This is a genomic window from Litorivivens lipolytica, assembly GCF_014191715.1.
GTDB classification, from domain to species: Bacteria; Pseudomonadota; Gammaproteobacteria; order Pseudomonadales; family Spongiibacteraceae; genus Litorivivens; species Litorivivens lipolytica.
Genome location: NZ_JACHWY010000003.1, coordinates 584802 through 601980, shown reverse-complemented (window position 1 = coordinate 601980; position 17179 = coordinate 584802). Strand labels below are relative to the sequence as shown.

The window sequence follows — 17179 nt, the reverse complement described above, 5'->3', positions numbered from 1 at the left end:
TCAATACATAGGCAGAGCACTTCTACCAATCAGCCCCTATGGAGTGAATGGTAGCTCAGCCGGATCACCGATCAACGGGCCTTCATAATAATCACAGCCCATCGCTGACAAGGTAATAAACTGCCGCTCTGTAGTAATATTTTTTGCCATGATAAAGCAATCCGCATGTCGGCAAATTCCGACGACCGACTGAGAAAAAGCACTTGCATCGCCCGGCATAGAGTCAATTCTTTCCACCAGCTCGCTGCCAAGACACACTCCCTTAAATGGCAAATCAAACAGCAGCTGCAACGCCCCGACGTCTTCACCGTATCCATCGTAAATGAACTCTACGCCGAATCGGCTGTGCAACTCTTCCATCTGTGATTTTGCCAAATTTCGGCTGGCCGGGGGAATGGCGCTGTTAACGGCGATTCGCAAACTACCCACGGGTAATGGGTAGCGTCGAAAACGATTCACCATTTCCTTGAGCCAATCGCCTCGCGAAAGCTCATGACCCTGCAAGCTAACAATATATCGCTCTGCATGTTCACTGCCTTCGACAGACGCATCCAATATAAACTCGAAAATCCGATCTAGCATGTAGACGCTATATTTTCTGGAAAGCCCGGCGTATTGAGCAATCGAATAAACCAAGTCGCGGTCAACCAAATCACCCTCTTCATCTTTCCATAGTGGCGATACAAGCATTGTTTTATCAGTAGTCCTGCGCACATCGACTACAGGGCTAAAAGCAAGGCCAATCGCATTGTTGTCTATTGCCGCCTCGAGGTTTTTGAGTATAAAGGAGCTCTTTATCAAACTTGCGACGTCGATGGTTTCGCTTTGAAACACTCCGTGGTTCAGATTGTCGGTGTTATGCCAAACATAACTGAGCTGACTAATCAGCGAACTGAAGGACGTTGCTGACGGAATACTATAGATCAAGGTTCCATAAAGTCGAAACGTAGGAAAGGCTTCGTAGTCTGCTATATCCTCGAGTACAGTAGCGCAACCTGCGGGGACCTTGCGACTGTCAAACAGCAGACCATAGACATCTTCATTTAGCCGACCATGTGCTAGACAGGCATCTTTGAAAGCTTGGGCAACATGCTTGTGACAGTCGCTACGCAGCCGGCTGGAGCGCGCAAGCTTTTGCCCACCTGATACACCGCCAAGAACGCGATACATAAAAATACCGAGCGATAAATCAGGCATCTTCATTGCGTTTCGAATATAGCCAGTCAGTGCTGATTGGTCAGACAGCTTATAAGCCATTCGCGAGATCGAACCCCTGCAATCAGTAGTATCACAGTCCGCCTCGATCAGGCTTTCAAGCATTTCGGCGCACCGAATCAGGATGTTCTGTTCGTCCAATGTGCACTGCCGTGGCTCCGGACTCATGACGCAAATTGTTCCCAGTGGCAAACGATCTTTTGTATAGATCACCGCGCCCGCATAGAAGCGAATGTAGGGCGGTCCAACAACCAGTGGGTTAGCAGAAAAATGGGGATCGCTATGAGTGTCAGGTACAACCAATACCCCGTTCGATTCTATCGCCTTACTACAAAAGGCAATCTCTCGCTCTGTCTCGCAGATACCAAGTCCAACCCTGGACTTAAACCACTGGCGCTCGTCATCAATCAGGCTGATTAACGCAATGGGAACTTTGAAAAGGTCCGCGGCCAATCGAGTAAGCGCATCGAAACGGGGATCAGGCGGAGAATCAAGCAGACCGGTTTGTGCAAGGGCATTCAGGCGCTGCGATTCGTTAATCGCAGGCAATATTGAATGGCGGCGAAGCGTCGAAGTCATAATCGGGAGTCCCTGTAATAGCAGTTACTCACCAACCACTTCTGACACTGATTCCTTTCAGCAATCCGTGTGGGTAAGGGGTTTACCCTAGGGCTGCAACTGCGTCCATGTACAACACCAGTCGCAAATCAAGATTCAAGACTAGTAATCCGGCTCCTGCGAAATGAATTCCATAAAGAAAACGCAATACCCTCACCTTTTCCTATCAGGCAAAGCGCGCAACTTTTCGCGAAGAGACAGATAAGCTACGAACGCAACTATATCGAGGCGATATACCTAAAAAAATAAGTGCTTGCACCTATGGCGCTAAGTGAGCTGATAATCGTCAGCATTCACTTCCCGCGTCCACTCCCAAAAATCCCGAAGACGCCAGGGCGAAAGCACAGTGACCTTGCCCGCGTCGTTTTGATACCAGCTATTTTTTACGGTGGGGTGGGACCACACCATATCGGATAATTCATTCTGCAAGCGGCTCTGATAATCCGCATGCACATCTGGTTTCAAATCTATTACTTTTTGACCGCTGCCCAGCAACATTTTGATGGCAGACAGCGTATACCGCACTTCACATTCAGAGTTGAATATCAAACTACCGCCAAAGGCGAGGTTGGTACCGGGCCCGTATAAGCAAAACAGATTTGGAAAATTCGGCACGGTGATGCCGAGGTAGGCTTCCGGCTCTTCTCCCCATTGCTCGCGCAATTTGATGCCGTCGCGACCGATGATGTCCATTGGCCAGAGAAACTTGTTGGCGTGGAACCCTGTAGCATAAACAATGATATCCGCCTCAAACAGCTCGCCGTTGTTATCGACAACGCCGCGCTCCGCAACTTCCCGAATGCCGTCAGTGTGTAACGTTACCTGAGGCTTTTTCAGCGCCGTCAGCCAACTGCCGTTGTCTTGCAAGGTACGTTTTGCGAGAGGCACATAGTCCGGAATGACTTTTTGCAGCAAAGCTTCGTCATCACCGACCTGCTGTTTCATCCAGTCGGTAAAAACCTCGCGCGTCATCTCGTTGACTTCATTGATGGAGCGATCCTGATGTGGCCAGTTAGGATCAATTTTCAGGCTCGGCAGCAAGCCATCACAGGCTGGCCAGAAGATTAGAAACCGATACCAGCGCGAATAGAACGGCAGCTTCTTCATACACCACTGGGCACCGCTCTCAACTTTGCGGTGATAATCCACGTTTGGAAACATCCACGGCGCAGAGCGCTGGTATACCTTCATTTCCGCCACGTCATCAGCAATCGTAGGCACTAGCTGAAAGGCGCTGGCACCGGTGCCAATCACCGCGACTTTTTTGCCACGATAATCCACATCATCGCGCCATTGGGCGGAATGCATGGCCGTGCCCTTAAAACTATCGCGACCGGGAATGTCTGGCAGCTTTGGTCGGTTCAGTTGGCCGACGGCACTGATCAAGGCATTGGTGGCTTTGGTTTTCTCCAAGCCATCACAACGCGTGGTCACCTGCCATTGATTCGCCGCTTCGTCGAACTGCGCTTTAACGACTTCAGTATTGAATTCGAAATGCTCGCGAATGCCAAAGCGATCCAGACAATCCTCAAAATACTTTTGCAGTTCCGGCTGCTGGGCGAAGTACTCGGTCCAGTCGTGATTGGGTGCGAAGGAATAACAGTAGAAGTGATTACCTACATCCACCCGGCAGCCGGGGTAGCGATTTTCATACCAGGTGCCGCCAACGCCCGCGTTTTTCTCGACGACCGTGAAGGAAATCCCCGCCTCCTTCAAACGAATCGCCGCCAACACGCCTGACATACCACCGCCGATCACCGTGACATGAAAATCTGCACGCTGGTCTGCGGGAATACTGTCCCATTCCAGCTCGCGGGCATCGCCGTCCAGTTCCATTTCTTCGAGCATCATGGGCACATAGTCGGCCGGTACTTCTTCCGCGACGAGAAAGCTCATCATCCGGCGAATAGTTTCGTGGTCGTCGATACGCACCGGCTTGCCGCCGGAATCCCGATAGCGGCGAATTACCTCCAGGGCCTGTTTTCTCACCTCAGCTTTGTCCTCTTCGGACATAAAACCCTGCACCTCGTTGAGGTAGAGGCCCACCGGGCGGATGCTGCCATCAAGCAGTGAGCTGTCGCCACTCATGTGAATCATCGACAGCATCAAGGTGGGAATAGAGGCGTCTTCGAGGGCCTTGGCGATGAAGGCGTCGTCTTCGGTGATGGGTTCCAGCGCGGGAGCCAGTGCCTGAGTCATGGCGGAATCCTTATTGTGATTTATCGCCGCAGCATACTCAGGCCGCTGACCGGGGGGTATTACAGCTCGGTTAACTCAGGGCTGACCGGATTCCTTATCGCGGGGCCAGTCGGCAAAGGCCAGAAAAAACAGAAAGCCGATATTGATCAGCGGCAACATCACCAATAGCGATAACCAGCCGGAGTAACCCGCCTTTTCGCAGATTTTCCAAAACGGCACGACAATCAGCAGCAGCGCCAGCAAAAAACCGAGATTGATTTCCATTGTTCTACTCCTTGTGAACACTCAATCACCCTTTTGGGGTGGTATTTATATAGGTTCAGGTACAGGTTCGCGCGGTGCCAGTAGCACCTGAGGCGCGAGCGAGGTAAAGTGAAGTGTCAGCTCATACTATTGAAAAATCTATGAAAAAAGTCGCGCTTCACTGGCAGATCGCCATCGCCATCGTACTGGCTGTCATAATCGGCTCCCTGACCGGCAAGGAGGCGGGCCTTGGCAATGTCACCTTTTATGCGGTCTACGCCTTCCTCGGCACCCTCTTCCTCAACGCACTGAAGATGATCATCGTACCGCTGGTCACTGCGTCGATCATCAGCGGTATCGCCAATATCCGCGACAGTGAGGGCTTGGGCAAGCTCGGTGGCAAAACCATCCTGTTTTACATGACGAGCAGTCTGCTGGCGATTCTGGTCGGGCTGGTCATGGTCAATCTGATGCAACCGGGCACCGGCTCGAATCTGGCGGCGGGCCTGACTGGCGACAGCTCGGTGGAAGAGGTGCTGACCAAGGTGGAAGGCAAGAGCACGGCCGACGTGGTGGATGTCTTTATCCGCATGGTACCGCCCAATATCGTGGCCGCCGCCGCAGAAGGCCAGATGCTGGGGCTGATTTTCTTCAGCCTCCTGTTTGGTTACTTCCTGTCCCAAAGCCAGAGCAAGCAAACCGATGTGGTGCGGGATTTCTTCAGCGGCCTGATGGATATCATGACGCTGATCACCCTGTGGGTGATGAAATTTGCGCCGATTGGGGTATTTGGGCTGGTGGCCAAGACCATCGCCGATACCGGTTTCGCCAGCTTTAAACCGGTGCTGGTGTTCTTCTTTACGGTGGTGATTTCATTGGCCATTCACGCCTTTGTCACCATGCCCTTACTGCTGAAATATCTCGCGCGCATTCAGCCGGTCAAACACTATCAGGCGATGTCACCGGCCATGCTGACCGCCTTCTCCACCGCCTCCAGTTCTGCCACCCTGCCGCTCACCATGGAATGCATGGAAGAAGCCGGTGTGAGTCAGCGAGTGCGGGGCTTTGTACTGCCGCTCGGCGCGACGGTGAATATGGATGGCACCGCGCTCTATGAATGTGTCGCCGCAATCTTTATTGCTCAGGCCTTTGGTCTCGAGCTGACCTTTGTGCAGCAGTTTACGATCGTGATGGTAGCCCTGCTGACCTCGATTGGGGTGGCGGGTATTCCGGCGGCCAGTCTGGTGGCCATCTCGATCATTCTCGGCGTTATCGGCCTGCCGCTGGAAGGCATAGGGCTCTTGATGATTACCGACCGGGTGCTGGATATGATGCGCACCGCCGTGAACGTGTTCAGTGACAGTTGCGCGACGGTGATCATCGCGCGCAGCGAAGGCGAGCAGACCAAGCTGGTATGAAGTTCTGCCCGGAGTGCGGCATCGCCCTGACTGAAACGAGTTTTCAGGGGCGCGGTGAAGCCGTACTCTGCGGCAACGGCCACCTGAGCTATGCGCCCGGCCCCAAAATTCTGGTGGCTGCCTTTGTAAACTGTGGCGACAAGCTCCTGTGGATGAAGCGCGGCAATCAACCGCGCGCCGGGCACTGGGCGATTCCCGCCGGTTTTATGGAAAGCGGTGAAACCCTCCGCGAGGCCGTGGCGCGCGAATTGTGGGAGGAAACCTGCATCCGCTTACCCGCCGAGGCCTTCACGCCCTACATGATTGGCTCCATCAGCTTTATCAGCGAAGTCTATATCGGCCTGCGCGCAACGGTGGATTCAGAAGATTGCGCCTGTGGCGAAGAAGCGATGGACGTAGGCTTCTTCCTTGAAGACGACATTGACTGGGATGAGGTCGCCTATCCCAGCGCCAACGCCGCCGTGAAAACCGCCTACCGTGAAGCGCGCGATAAACACTTCGGTGTTTACCACGGCAACTTCACCGGCCAGAGTGACCAATTTGATCTGGTGTGGCAGCCAGAGCCCTGAATCAGATTACCGCCACGCCCGCCAGCCACGGGTGCACGTAGAGCAACACCGCAAAGACGGCCAGACCAATCACGACCGACACCACGGTTTTCGCCGCACCAGACGGTGCCGGCTTTTGCCACGGTCCGGCGTGATGATTGATCAAGGCCATCTCCGCCAGCGCCCACACTGCCAGACTGCCAAACAACACCAGCGAGCGCAGATCGCTGTTCACCAGCAAATGTGCCAGGGCCCAGATCACCACACTGAGCAACTGCGGATGGCGCAGCACCTGTTTGATATCAGTGGGGGCATTGGCGGCAATAAACAGGCAGACGGCTGCCGCCATCAAGACCAGATTCACCGGCCGCGCCCAATCGAGTAGCCACAGCGGCTCACCTGGCCCAATCTCCTTCCAGCCCCGCACAATCAGCACAATGGCGACTACCATCACCACCGAAAACACTCCCTGATAGGGCCATTTACCGATGGCGCTTATCAATTGCTGCCGCATACCGGGCAGCAAACGAATGGAGAAGTGGGTGGCAACCCACAGCAGAATACCGCCAATCAACAGACTCATCGCACGCGTCCTTATTGTTTTGACTCAGATTAACGGAGCACAACGAAAAGCTAAACATTCATTCACTATACGATCGTAAAGCTTGCTGGTAATCTCGCTGGAAATCTCATAACAACAGCATCGCGACACGGAGGCCCCTGTGGACAACGAACGCCCCACACCACTGGTAGAAGACATCGACGGCACCCGCGAAAAACTGGAACAGTGGTTTGCCCGCAAGCTTGAGAGTGATGGCCCGGTGCGCATTCCCGAGCTGAAAATTCCTGAAGCCACCGGCATGTCCAATGTCACGCTAATGTTCGACATTGAGTATGAAAAAGACGGTAAAACCTTCGTTGAAGGCTGTGTCGGTCGCCTGCAACCGGAAATCGAACGCCCCGTGTTTCCCGAATACGACCTCTCGATTCAATATCGGGCCATGGATCTGGTCGGCAGCCAGACGGATGTTCCGGCACCGGGTCTGCTCGGCCTGGAAACCGATACCTCCCTGCTCGGCACCGGCTTCTACATCATGAAGAAATCCGAAGGTCGCGTGCCGCCGGATATGCCTCCCTACAGCATGGATGGCTGGATGCTGAACGATATCGGCCCTGCCGAACGGCAGAGCCTGTGGAACGCGGGTATCGACACCATGGCCAACCTGCATCGCCAGTGTCGCGATTACAAAGCCCTCGGTTTTGAATTTCTTGAACGCCCCGAACTGGGCGCCAACCCCCTGCAGCAACAACTCGCCTACTGGGAAAACTATGGCAAGTGGGCGATGGAAGGTCGCGCCCATGCCATTTGCGACCCCGTGATGCAGTGGCTGAAAGACAATCAACCCGAGAACGAAGAATTCGGTTTGTGCTGGGGCGATGCGCGCATCGGCAATATGCTGTTTGCCAACGATTGCAAAAGCGTTACCGCGGTTCTCGACTGGGAAATGATTACCCTCGGCAACCCGCTGCAGGATCTGGCCTGGTGGAACTATCTGGATTACTTCTTTGCCGATGGCCTCGGCATTCCACGCCTCGAAGGTCTGCCGAGTTATGAAGACACGGTAGCGCGCTGGGAAAAAACGTCAGGCTTTAGCGGTGAACACTACAAGTACTACTTTATCTACGCTGGCCTGCGCTATGGCTATATTCTGAGTCGCATTATGGTGGCGCAGAATCAGGAAGATCAGATCATTGAAAACTTTGCGACAACCGTATTGCAGAAAGTCGTCGACGACCTGCTATAAACTTGCCGGGCCGAAACCTTATTCGTAGGTATAGGCCCGGTAGTTTTCGATCTGCATAGTCCAGTCGTATTCCAGAAATTTTATTCGAGGATTTTTATCGTTCGGAATCACACCAAACTTTTTCAGAATCGCGCGCTGATCATCGTCGGAACCAAAATCTGCTTTAAACCAGCTCATCAATCGCGGCACATAAACGCGGTTGTCATCGGGCCGGTAATCAACATGGAACTGCAGATAATCGCGACTGCTGTCATTTAACTGTCGATCAACCCACTCAGTTTGATAGGCCACCACCGGCGGGCAACTTTTCGCGCCACAGTTCAATGCAAAGTGAATGCGATAATCGACTTCGTTAACCGCATAGCGCTGGATAAAGGGTTTGCGCAAACTCAGATTGCGAATAAAGCCAAAGGAAATCACCACCGCGCCGCGACGTAAAACCCCGTGCTCAATGTCTTCCATACTCACGCTATAGCCAGCGATATCAATCTGCTCTTTTTTGAAGAAATCACTGCGATCTTCCTGATACAACGATGGATCAGTTTTCAGAAAATACTGGGTGTAACCGTTGTAGATATTGATCCAGAAGGTTAGCTGCTTTTGCTGGGTATTTAGCGCTTTTTCCAACTCATCGGGATCAAGGTCTCTAAAAATTTCCAGATGCTTTTCTACGGGTAAATCGTGAATGACCCGATCCACGAAATTTGCGGACAGCACATCCACCGGTTGTTCCTGCAATGTGCTTTGATCCAACTCAATGGTGCGCGGCAAGGCCATCGCCGTACTCCACAAACACAGGGCGAAAAATCCTGCGATCCACTTTTTCACGTTGCCATCCTCCGGTTTTTCGCAGCCATCAATCTAACCCCTACACCTTAAAAACGATAGCCGATTTCTGCGGCATAACTGCGGGGCGGGAATACGCCCACAAAATGCGCGCCAACAATGGCAATATCACCCGCTTCACGTCGCACCACCTCGTCGCTCAGGTTGCGCCCGACAACGCGAAAGTTCCAGCGCCCGGACGGGCTCGACACTCCCGCAAAGGCGCTGTAGCGGAGAAAGTCCGGCTGGCTGTCGATCGGATCAAGATCCACATTCAAAAACTGCTCACTTGCACCTTCGGCGACCACTCCAAGCGCAAAGGGCAATCCGAAGGTCGGCATCAAACCCTGAAACCCGAGCTGCACACTGCCTGAATATTTCGGCGCACGCTGCAACACCTCGCCACTGAGATCCTGGCTGCTTTCTTCAGAATCTGCCCGCGCCGGGGCATTGCTGTACTCCTCGTACTCCGCATCGAGATAACCGAGCGCAAAGCCGATGGAAAGCCCCCAGCTTGCCTGCCACCGGCCCGAGGCTTCGATTCCACGAATGTTTGCGCGCGCGGCGTTGCCCACAAAAAACTCGGTGCCATCCAGTGCCGCCACTTGCAGGTTTTTGAAGTCACTTTTAAAGACACCAAGCTCGCCGCTGAAGCCCTTCACCGGACTGAGGCGCAAACCCAGTTCATAGGTCACGGAGTTTTCTTCATCAAATTCGGCGCGCTCCGGTACCGCCGCCAGATTGTTAAAACCGCCTGATTTGAAACCCCGCGCCGCCGTAACATAACTATTGAGCTGAGGCGTCAATTCAACTAACAGCGACAGGCGCGGCGAGAAATCGTATTCGGTTCGCTCCGCACTGAGTTGATATTCCTCTTCGCCGAGCGCGGCACCCAGCAGCGGGCCACTTGCACCGCTGAACTCGATGCCCAAATCGCCGCGCTTGGTTTCTTCGGTGTAACGACCATCAACACGAAGCGTCCAGATATCACGAAAATCCCAACGCACCGAGCCAAAGCCCGACCAGGTTTCCTGCTCCTGAATCAAGCGGTGACGACTGGTGCCGCTTGCCGTCTGCTGCGTATTGAAAACGCCCGGCGAGGCCACAAGGCCACTCAGATTTATTGCCGCTGAACCGACACCGGGGCCGATCGCGTTATCCGCCAAGGGCGCAACGAACAATCCCAAGCCGGATTCGAAGGCATTAATGTCGGCCAGCAAATCCAGTTCCGACTGGAAGTAATACAAACCGGCACTGAGATCGCCCCAGGAAAATAACTTGTCGAAGCGCAGTTCAGCGCTCTGCTGGCGGTAGTCTTCGTTCGAAGGAAACGTAAGAAAGGGAGCCGGGCTGATATCCACATCAAAATCCGCCACGGTTGACTGTCTCGAACGACTGCCGAGAAACCGCAAACTGCCAAACGCCAAGTTCCATTCCGCGTTTAAAATCAAATCGCGGCCTTCAATGTCGGCGCCAGAATCGCGGTGGTCGGTATGCGTACGATTGTCGGTGATATCGGCCGAGGTCTGCGGATCAAACTGGCGATACAGCGAGAGCGTTTCATCGCTGGCCTGACTCAATTCGAAGCTATCGCCGCGCTGTTCAATGTCGGCCTTCTGAAAGGTCAGGCCGTAGGATTGATTGTCGCTTGGCGTCCAGGCCAGTTTGATGCGACCACTGCGGCCCGGTCTGGCAAGATCGTCACGCTGCTGGGTGGTGTTAAACAGAAAGCCGCCTTCATCCACATTCGCAATCGCGACGCGCGCGGCAAGATTCTCGACCAGCTCACCCGACAAGGCTGCCCGCCGCCGCTGCCGGCCATCGCTGCCGCGCTGATACTCGGCATAGCCCTCGGGCTCCCAGCTAACCGGCGCGGTTTGCACATTCACCGCGCCGGCAACCGTATTCTTGCCGAGTACCGCACCCTGGGGGCCGCGCAAAATCTCCACCTGCTGCACATCGAGAAAGTCGAACAAGGCGACTTGCGGTCGACCGAGGAATACCCCATCGACAAAAAAGCCTACGGATTGCTCAGCGCTGCGCACGCTGCCGGTACCGAGCCCGCGAACAAATAAGAAGGTATTGGTGGGTGTAATCGCGAGCTGGGCATTGGGCAGGCGGTCAGACAGCGCCTCCAAGTCGGTAATATCGGTTTCCCGCAGCTCAAGATCGGCAGTGATAGTGACGGAAATGGGGGTATCTTCCAGCGTGTCCCCGCTGCGCGTTGCCGAAACCACGACTTCCTCCAGTCCCGGCGGGGCTGTCGCCGGCTCGGCAGCCTCTACAGCAAAAACGAGCAGCGGAGCGAGGACGCGGGCAAAGGGAGTAAATCTGGTCAAAAAGCTGGCCTTAGTGAATTAATGAGGCTTCTACGGGTCATAACGTAGCTTAGATGCGACAGCAAAGCCCCTGTTACAGCTCTGGCCCGGAATTCACGTCTGTCAGGGGGTGGTCACAACAGAAGCCCAATCGTGATCAGACTGTGACCCAATATTGGTAAATGTACGTACTTTGAAGACGACTCTATTGCGATCCGATATAGTCGGACGCTGCCCCAGAGGCTGAGACCCATCGACAGGAAGCTCCCGTGAGCACACGTATACGGTATTACCTACAACTCGGCTTGGCATGGTTGCTGGTAGTACTCGGCACGCTCATCCTGTTTTCGCCCTTTCCGCTGGGGCTCTTTACGCTGGCGGTGGGGCTATCGCTGCTGATTTATACCAGCGAGTCCTTCCAGCATAAGGTTCACGATTATCGGCAATCGCACCACCGCTTTAATCAACAGATCGTGCGGCTAGAGGACCAGCTGGAGCGCTATTTGCGCGTTATGAGCGACACCCTGCGCAAAACCCGTCCACAAACCCTTGATGAATAAGGCGCTTGATGACTAGCGTCGCTGTGCGCCGATAAATTCACCCAGCAACAAAAACTCCTCCCGCCGCGGACTGTGTTTGCGCCAGGCCAGACCGATAGAGCGCTGCACGGTTTCCTTGTCGAAAGCGCGGGTCTTTACTTGGGTACTTGCCAGAATCTTGCCGTCGATCGCCATTTTCGGCAGCAAGGTCACCCCGATGTGGTTGGCCACCATCTGCACAATGGTATTCAGGCTGGTGGCCTGATAGGGCGCAGTGACATCCCGCTCGCTCAAGCGACACGCTTCCAGGGCATGGTCACGCAGGCAGTGGCCATCTTCTAACAGGAGCACATCACGCCCCTGAAGGTCACGGCTCAGTAGCGGTGTTTTTTCCGCGAGGGGGTGGTCGTCGTAGTAGGCGAGCACAAATTCGTCGTTAAAGAGGTGCTCGATTTCCAAGCCATCCGTGGGATACGGCAGCGCCAGCAGCACCACATCCAGTTCGCCCGCGCGCAGCCTCTCAATCAGGTTCGCCGACAGGTCTTCGCGAATAAAGAGCTGGCATTCCGGATACTTCTTGCGAAAACGGGGTAGAAACTGCGGCAGCAAAAAGGGGGCGATGGTCGGGATAACCCCGAGATAAAGACTGCCAGTGAAGGGCTTACCCGCCGATTCTGCCAGCGACACCAGATCATCCACGTGGGTCAGAATGCGTTGCGATCGAGCGACAATAGACTGGCCGATATCGGTCAGTAGCACATTCTTGTTGTCGCGCTCCACCAGCGTAACCCCGAGGTTATCTTCCAGTTCCGCGATGCCAGCGCTCAGGGTCGGCTGCGACACGTGACAGGATTTCGCGGCCTGGCCAAAGTGGCGAAATTTCGCCACCGCGCAGAGATAGTTGAGTTGTTTCAGTGTTGGCCGGTGCGCCATATCAGAGTCCTGCTTGCTTTATAACGCTAACTCTAAAATCCGCACCCGCTCACGGCAAGTCCGCGATCAGGCCTTGTGTATGGCGCGGTGCAGCAACATACCGGCAATCATGGCTGCGACAAAGGCCAGCACATCGCTAAAGCCCGTAACGATATTCACCAGCGCCGGTGCCGGGCACAGACCACTCAAGCCCCAGCCCAAACCAAACAGCGAAGCACCCAGCAAGAGTTTTGCGTCGATATCTTTCGCCGTCGGCAAGCTAAAGCTGGCGGCAAAGACAGGCTTCTTGCTGCGCGTGACAAAATAAAAGCCGGGAGTTGTGACCATCAAGGCACCGCCCATTACCAAGGCTAGGCTTGGGTCCCAGTGACCGGCAATATCCAGAAAATTCAGCACCTTGTCCGGGATCAACATGCCAGACACGGCCAGACCCACGCCGAACAATACACCGGCAAGCAAGGCTGCAAACGCTTCTTTCATGGTTCAGCCTCCCAGCACGTGGCGTTGTACAAACACGGTGACAAAGGCGACCGCCATAAAGGTACAGGTCGCCACCATCGAGCGCCCGGACAAGCGCCCAATGCCGCATACCCCGTGACCGGAGGTACAGCCACTGCCCAGTCGCGTGCCATAGCCCACCAATAAACCGGCAACAATCAGCAGCGGCAGCGAGGCCCGTAGCTGAATTTCTGTGACGCCCACAATCTGATAGAGCGCGACACCGCCGCCAATCAGAAGCCCCGCGATAAAACACCAGCGCCAGCCAGATGCCGCACTAATGTCCGTGATCGCCGTCCCGACAATGCCGGAGATACCCGCGATCTTGCCGTTCAGCCACAGCAGTAACAGGGCGGCCAGCCCGATCAACATGCCGCCCAACAGCGAGGCGACAGGGGTAAAGGTGGTTTCCATTTATTGGCTCCTGAATGCAGTCTGCCCGCAGGCAAGATTAGCCGGCACCGCGATGTCCATCATCTTCGGATCGGGCAGGTCAAGGTTATTCATGATCTCGATGTACTCGTCGCGGCTTTTGCCGGCGAGACGTGGGTTACTGGCCTTTTCTTCCGCAATGGTCGAGCGGGTCCAGCCTTTGTAATCGTGGCCCGGATACACATAAGTATCATCCGGCAGTGCAAACAGTGTCTGAATGGAATCGAAACTCTTGCCTGCATCGCCACCCTGAAAATCGGTGCGGCCACTGCCGCGAATCAGCAGACAATCGCCGGTAAACACACAGGGCTCTGCGCCGCCTGACAGATAAAAACTGAACGATTCATTGGTATGGCCCGGCGTAAACAGCGCCTTGAGCTGAATCGCACCCAGCGTGATGTCGTCGCCGTCGCTCACTCTTTGTGACACGCAGTCGGCTTTTGTAAATTCGCCCATGATCGTGACACAACCGGTCTTGTCACGCAGTGAGCCAAGTGCGGTGATATGGTCTGCGTGTGTGTGAGTATCAATCGCATATTTCAGCGTTAAATTTAGCTCTCGCAGCAACTGCAGATACTGCTCAACTTTTTCTACCACCGGATCAATCAGCAGAGCTTCTCGCCGACTATCATCAGCCAATAGATACGTGTAGGTACTCGATTGATCATCAAACAATTGCCGAAAAATCATACCAAGCCTCCTTCAGCCATATTTCGCAGAATAATAAATATTGCCATCACAACGATGAGCGCAGCGAAAAGTCGCTGGAGCAAAGCGCCCGATAAATGCTTTGCCACCGCAAAGCCAATGCTCAAGCCGCCAATACCACCAACGATAAAGGGCAGCGCGGTACCCCAGTCAAACTGCACACCCTGAAACACTGCTGACGCCACACCACCCGAACTGATGGCTGCGATTGTGAGCAGGGACGTGGCCACCGCCGACTGAATGCTCAATTGGGTAATTGTCATCAGCGCCGGCACAATTAAAAAACCTCCCCCCACGCCAAACAGACCCGACAGGAAGCCCGTAACCGATCCCGCAACGGCCAAACCCGCGGCGCAGGGACCATTAATCCGAAAGCAGCCATCAGGGCTGAAGCGACACAAGGCCGTTGCGTTCTCACGCACGAATGACGCCCTTACCACGCGCGCATCGTCCGGCGCTTTGAGGGATCTTCGCCACATGTAACTGGCGATCAAAAGCGCCAGTGCTGCAAACAGCATCAGTATCATCGGTTGCGGCAGTCGCATCGCCTGCTGAATACCCAAGGGGGTTATCAGCATGCCAGACAGCGCGAAGACCAAAGCGGGCTTGAAGGAAATCCGCTTGGACGGCAAGGCAGCCAACACCCCAACCGCCGAAGTAATGCCCACCACGAGCAGCGACATGGGCACCGCCTGATCCATGGAGTAGCCCAGCCCATAAACCAGCAGCGGAATGGCAAACAGCGAGCCTCCGCCGCCTGTAAGACCCAGCGCCAAACCCACGATCACGCCAAACAGTAAGGCCAACATGGTCAACCGTATTTGGCGAGTAGTTGGGTGTATTTCTCGATCCGGCCAATGTCTACCAGCTGGCCATCGAGCTCGCGCTCCAGTGCGCAGGTCACAGCGCTATAGAACACCTTGTCCAGCGCCTTGCGTACCGCCGCCAGCTGCTGCACGACCTTCTCACAGTCTTCTTCCTCTTCTACCAGCCTCTGCACACCGCGCAACTGCCCCTCGGCTCGCTTCAGGCGGTTTTGCATCTGTTGCTTCTTTTCGAACCAGTCGGTCATCGCGATATCCTTAATCCATGCTGCCCTTAAATATACCCCCGGGGGTATATTGGCTCAAGCGGCAATTCCATGCTAAAACGGTCAGACATTCGCATTCAGAGGCAATAACGCGTGGAAAACCCCTTCGGTGAATTAATTGGCCTGAGAATCGACCGTCAGGAATCCGGTATCAGCGAACTTTCCCTCACCGTGACACCAGAACTGCTCAATCCCCATCAAGTCGTCCACGGCGCCGTGCTTTACGCACTGGCCGACACCGGCATGGGCGCGGCACTCTACCCCTCGCTACCGGAGGGTCACCTTTGCGCAACTATTGAAATTAAAATGAATTACTTTGCCGCAGTTTTTAGTGGCGAGGTTGTCTGTCATACGCGCGTTATTAATCAAGGAAAACGCATAGCCAATCTCGAATCGGAACTGTTTCATGACGACCGGCTCGTCGCCCGCGCCAACGGCAACTACGCCATCTTTAAACCTTCATCCGCTTAGCGTAGTGGTCATCCTGCGACGCGCTGATTAAACTGCAGCGCTCACAGGAGATTCCCGATGACTGAACAAAGCAATCAGGGCCCGCTGGCGGGCATTCGCGTACTGGAGCTGGGCCAGCTGCTGGCCGGGCCGTTTACCGGCTCCATCCTTGGCTATTTCGGCGCCGAGGTGATCAAGGTCGAACCGCCGGAAGGCGACCAGATTCGCCGCTGGCGCATCGTCAAAGATGACACCGCCCTGTGGTGGTACAGCCTGGGCCGCAACAAACAGTCCATCGTTATCGACCTGAAAAGCGAAGAAGGCCGGGAAATCGTGCGGGAGCTGGCCAACGAATGCGATGTGCTGATCGAGAATTTTCGCCCCGGAGTGATGGAAAAATGGGGCCTCGGCCCGGAAGACTTGAAGGCTACCAACCCCGACCTGATCTACACCCGCATCTCCGGCTACGGCCAGACCGGCCCCTACTCCACCAAACCCGGCTTTGCCTCGGTGTGCGAGGGCATTAGCGGCTTTCGTTTTCTGAATGGCTTCCCGGACGAAGCCCCGGTGCGCCCCAACCTCAGTATCGGCGATAGCATTGCCTCCCTGCACGCGGTGATCGGCATTCTTATGTCGCTTACCGCCAAACTCCGCAATCGTGCCTCGGGCCAAGTGGTTGATGTGGCCCTGTATGAATCTATGTTCAACCTGCTGGAAGGGGTCGTGCCCGAATACAGCGGCGCCGGCGTGATCCGCCAACCCTCCGGCACCACCGTCACCGGCATCGTGCCCACCAACACCTACCGCTGCGAAGACGGCAAATTCGTGGTGATTGGCGGCAATGGCGATTCCATCTTCAAGCGCCTGATGATCGCCATTGGCCGCGAGGATATGGCCAACGACCCGGAGCTGGCGGACAACGCCGGTCGCGTCACCCACGAGCGCGCCATTGATAAGGTGCTGGCCAGCTGGTGTTCCAGCCTCGATTCCAAGCAGGTAATTGCCGCTTTGGAAGAGGCCCGTGTGCCGGTCGGCCCCATCTACAACGTGGAAGACATGTTCAATGACCCCCACTTTCAGGCGCGCGGTCTGTTCGAGGAAGTGCCTGTGGGCAATGACACCGTATATATTCCAGCCATTACACCCAAACTGTCGGATACTCCCGGTGCTACCCGCTGGCCCGGTCCGAAACTGGGTGAACACAGCGAGTCGGTGCTTAAAAAGGTATTGGGTAAGGATGACGCCGCCATAGCGCAATTGCGCCAAAACGGCGCTATTGGCTGAGCCCTGCCGCGAGATTGCTTCCCCGGGCTCGCAATGACGACAACTCATCCCCAGCC

The 17179-nt window shown here is 55.0% G+C and carries 18 protein-coding genes; 6 read left to right on the top strand and 12 right to left on the bottom strand.

Features of this window, described 5'->3' with window-relative positions:
* Positions 1–36 precede the first annotated feature (36 nt).
* The 3 genes from FHR99_RS14970 to FHR99_RS14960 all read right to left on the bottom strand — a co-directional run bounded on the left by FHR99_RS14970 (position 37) and on the right by FHR99_RS14960 (position 4296).
* Entirely contained in the window at positions 37–1794 is a 1758-nt protein-coding gene (locus tag FHR99_RS14970) for an EAL domain-containing protein (RefSeq protein WP_183411514.1), read from the bottom strand.
* Positions 1795–2100: 306 nt separating this feature from the next.
* Positions 2101–4032: a flavin-containing monooxygenase gene (locus tag FHR99_RS14965; protein WP_183411513.1), complete on the bottom strand. Its 1932-nt coding sequence runs from the start codon at positions 4030–4032 to the stop codon at positions 2101–2103.
* A gap of 75 nt (positions 4033–4107) precedes the next feature.
* Entirely contained in the window at positions 4108–4296 is a 189-nt protein-coding gene (locus FHR99_RS14960; protein WP_183411512.1) for a hypothetical protein, read from the bottom strand.
* A gap of 140 nt (positions 4297–4436) precedes the next feature.
* Between FHR99_RS14960 and FHR99_RS14955 the strand changes: the two genes are divergently transcribed.
* On the top strand, positions 4437–5693 hold the full coding sequence (locus FHR99_RS14955) for a dicarboxylate/amino acid:cation symporter (protein WP_183411511.1): 1257 nt from the start codon (positions 4437–4439) through the stop codon (positions 5691–5693).
* The gene (locus FHR99_RS14950; RefSeq protein ID WP_183411510.1) at positions 5690–6262 is read left to right on the top strand and encodes an NUDIX domain-containing protein; all 573 of its coding nucleotides are present in this window, start codon (positions 5690–5692) and stop codon (positions 6260–6262) included. Before FHR99_RS14955 ends, FHR99_RS14950 begins: the two co-directional genes overlap by 4 nt.
* Position 6263: 1 nt before the next feature.
* On the opposite strand, the gene FHR99_RS14945 is transcribed toward FHR99_RS14950, so the two are convergent.
* A complete protein-coding gene (locus tag FHR99_RS14945; protein ID WP_183411509.1) occupies positions 6264–6824 on the bottom strand; it encodes an NnrU family protein in 561 nt (186 codons plus the stop codon).
* A gap of 139 nt (positions 6825–6963) precedes the next feature.
* Between FHR99_RS14945 and FHR99_RS14940 the strand changes: the two genes are divergently transcribed.
* Entirely contained in the window at positions 6964–8046 is a 1083-nt protein-coding gene (locus FHR99_RS14940) for a phosphotransferase (protein WP_183411508.1), read from the top strand.
* An 18-nt stretch (positions 8047–8064) separates the two neighbouring features.
* On the opposite strand, the gene FHR99_RS14935 is transcribed toward FHR99_RS14940, so the two are convergent.
* Complete coding sequence (locus tag FHR99_RS14935) at positions 8065–8874, bottom strand: DUF547 domain-containing protein (protein ID WP_183411507.1); 810 nt, start codon at positions 8872–8874, stop codon at positions 8065–8067.
* A 47-nt stretch (positions 8875–8921) separates the two neighbouring features.
* The gene (locus tag FHR99_RS14930; RefSeq protein WP_183411506.1) at positions 8922–11210 is read right to left on the bottom strand and encodes a TonB-dependent receptor; all 2289 of its coding nucleotides are present in this window, start codon (positions 11208–11210) and stop codon (positions 8922–8924) included.
* A gap of 248 nt (positions 11211–11458) precedes the next feature.
* On the opposite strand from FHR99_RS14930, the gene FHR99_RS14925 reads away from it, so the two are divergent.
* Entirely contained in the window at positions 11459–11749 is a 291-nt protein-coding gene (locus tag FHR99_RS14925; RefSeq protein WP_183411505.1) for a hypothetical protein, read from the top strand.
* A gap of 12 nt (positions 11750–11761) precedes the next feature.
* Here the strand turns inward: FHR99_RS14925 and FHR99_RS14920 are convergent, their stop codons facing one another.
* The 6 genes from FHR99_RS14920 to FHR99_RS14895 all read right to left on the bottom strand — a co-directional run bounded on the left by FHR99_RS14920 (position 11762) and on the right by FHR99_RS14895 (position 15371).
* Positions 11762–12661: a hydrogen peroxide-inducible genes activator gene (locus FHR99_RS14920; protein ID WP_183411504.1), complete on the bottom strand. Its 900-nt coding sequence runs from the start codon at positions 12659–12661 to the stop codon at positions 11762–11764.
* 66 nt (positions 12662–12727) lie between these two features.
* A complete protein-coding gene (locus FHR99_RS14915) occupies positions 12728–13141 on the bottom strand; it encodes a YeeE/YedE family protein (protein ID WP_183411503.1) in 414 nt (137 codons plus the stop codon).
* 3 nt (positions 13142–13144) lie between these two features.
* Positions 13145–13573, bottom strand: coding sequence for a YeeE/YedE family protein (locus FHR99_RS14910; protein ID WP_183411502.1), 429 nt, complete (start codon positions 13571–13573; stop codon positions 13145–13147).
* The gene (locus FHR99_RS14905; RefSeq protein WP_183411501.1) at positions 13574–14281 is read right to left on the bottom strand and encodes an MBL fold metallo-hydrolase; all 708 of its coding nucleotides are present in this window, start codon (positions 14279–14281) and stop codon (positions 13574–13576) included.
* The gene (locus FHR99_RS14900; RefSeq protein ID WP_183411500.1) at positions 14278–15108 is read right to left on the bottom strand and encodes a sulfite exporter TauE/SafE family protein; all 831 of its coding nucleotides are present in this window, start codon (positions 15106–15108) and stop codon (positions 14278–14280) included. The genes FHR99_RS14905 and FHR99_RS14900 overlap by 4 nt, the downstream gene beginning before the upstream one ends.
* A 2-nt stretch (positions 15109–15110) precedes the next feature.
* Positions 15111–15371 (bottom strand): metal-sensitive transcriptional regulator, encoded by a 261-nt coding sequence (locus FHR99_RS14895; RefSeq protein WP_183411499.1) that lies wholly within the window; start codon positions 15369–15371, stop codon positions 15111–15113.
* Between the two features lie 111 nt (positions 15372–15482).
* Between FHR99_RS14895 and FHR99_RS14890 the strand changes: the two genes are divergently transcribed.
* Complete coding sequence (locus FHR99_RS14890) at positions 15483–15860, top strand: hotdog fold thioesterase (RefSeq protein WP_183411498.1); 378 nt, start codon at positions 15483–15485, stop codon at positions 15858–15860.
* Positions 15861–15917: 57 nt separating this feature from the next.
* Positions 15918–17123: a CaiB/BaiF CoA transferase family protein gene (locus tag FHR99_RS14885; protein ID WP_183411497.1), complete on the top strand. Its 1206-nt coding sequence runs from the start codon at positions 15918–15920 to the stop codon at positions 17121–17123.
* The last annotated feature ends 56 nt before the right edge of the window (positions 17124–17179 follow it).

Coding starts and splice junctions, on each gene's coding strand:
- FHR99_RS14970 (WP_183411514.1), bottom strand. CDS start 1,794: ATGACTTCGACGCTTCGCCGCCATTCAATATTGCCTGCGATTAACGAA.
- FHR99_RS14965 (WP_183411513.1), bottom strand. CDS start 4,032: ATGACTCAGGCACTGGCTCCCGCGCTGGAACCCATCACCGAAGACGAC.
- FHR99_RS14960 (WP_183411512.1), bottom strand. CDS start 4,296: ATGGAAATCAATCTCGGTTTTTTGCTGGCGCTGCTGCTGATTGTCGTG.
- FHR99_RS14955 (WP_183411511.1), top strand. CDS start 4,437: ATGAAAAAAGTCGCGCTTCACTGGCAGATCGCCATCGCCATCGTACTG.
- FHR99_RS14950 (WP_183411510.1), top strand. CDS start 5,690: ATGAAGTTCTGCCCGGAGTGCGGCATCGCCCTGACTGAAACGAGTTTT.
- FHR99_RS14945 (WP_183411509.1), bottom strand. CDS start 6,824: ATGAGTCTGTTGATTGGCGGTATTCTGCTGTGGGTTGCCACCCACTTC.
- FHR99_RS14920 (WP_183411504.1), bottom strand. CDS start 12,661: ATGGCGCACCGGCCAACACTGAAACAACTCAACTATCTCTGCGCGGTG.
- FHR99_RS14915 (WP_183411503.1), bottom strand. CDS start 13,141: ATGAAAGAAGCGTTTGCAGCCTTGCTTGCCGGTGTATTGTTCGGCGTG.
- FHR99_RS14910 (WP_183411502.1), bottom strand. CDS start 13,573: ATGGAAACCACCTTTACCCCTGTCGCCTCGCTGTTGGGCGGCATGTTG.
- FHR99_RS14905 (WP_183411501.1), bottom strand. CDS start 14,281: ATGATTTTTCGGCAATTGTTTGATGATCAATCGAGTACCTACACGTAT.
- FHR99_RS14900 (WP_183411500.1), bottom strand. CDS start 15,108: ATGTTGGCCTTACTGTTTGGCGTGATCGTGGGTTTGGCGCTGGGTCTT.
- FHR99_RS14895 (WP_183411499.1), bottom strand. CDS start 15,371: ATGACCGACTGGTTCGAAAAGAAGCAACAGATGCAAAACCGCCTGAAG.
- FHR99_RS14885 (WP_183411497.1), top strand. CDS start 15,918: ATGACTGAACAAAGCAATCAGGGCCCGCTGGCGGGCATTCGCGTACTG.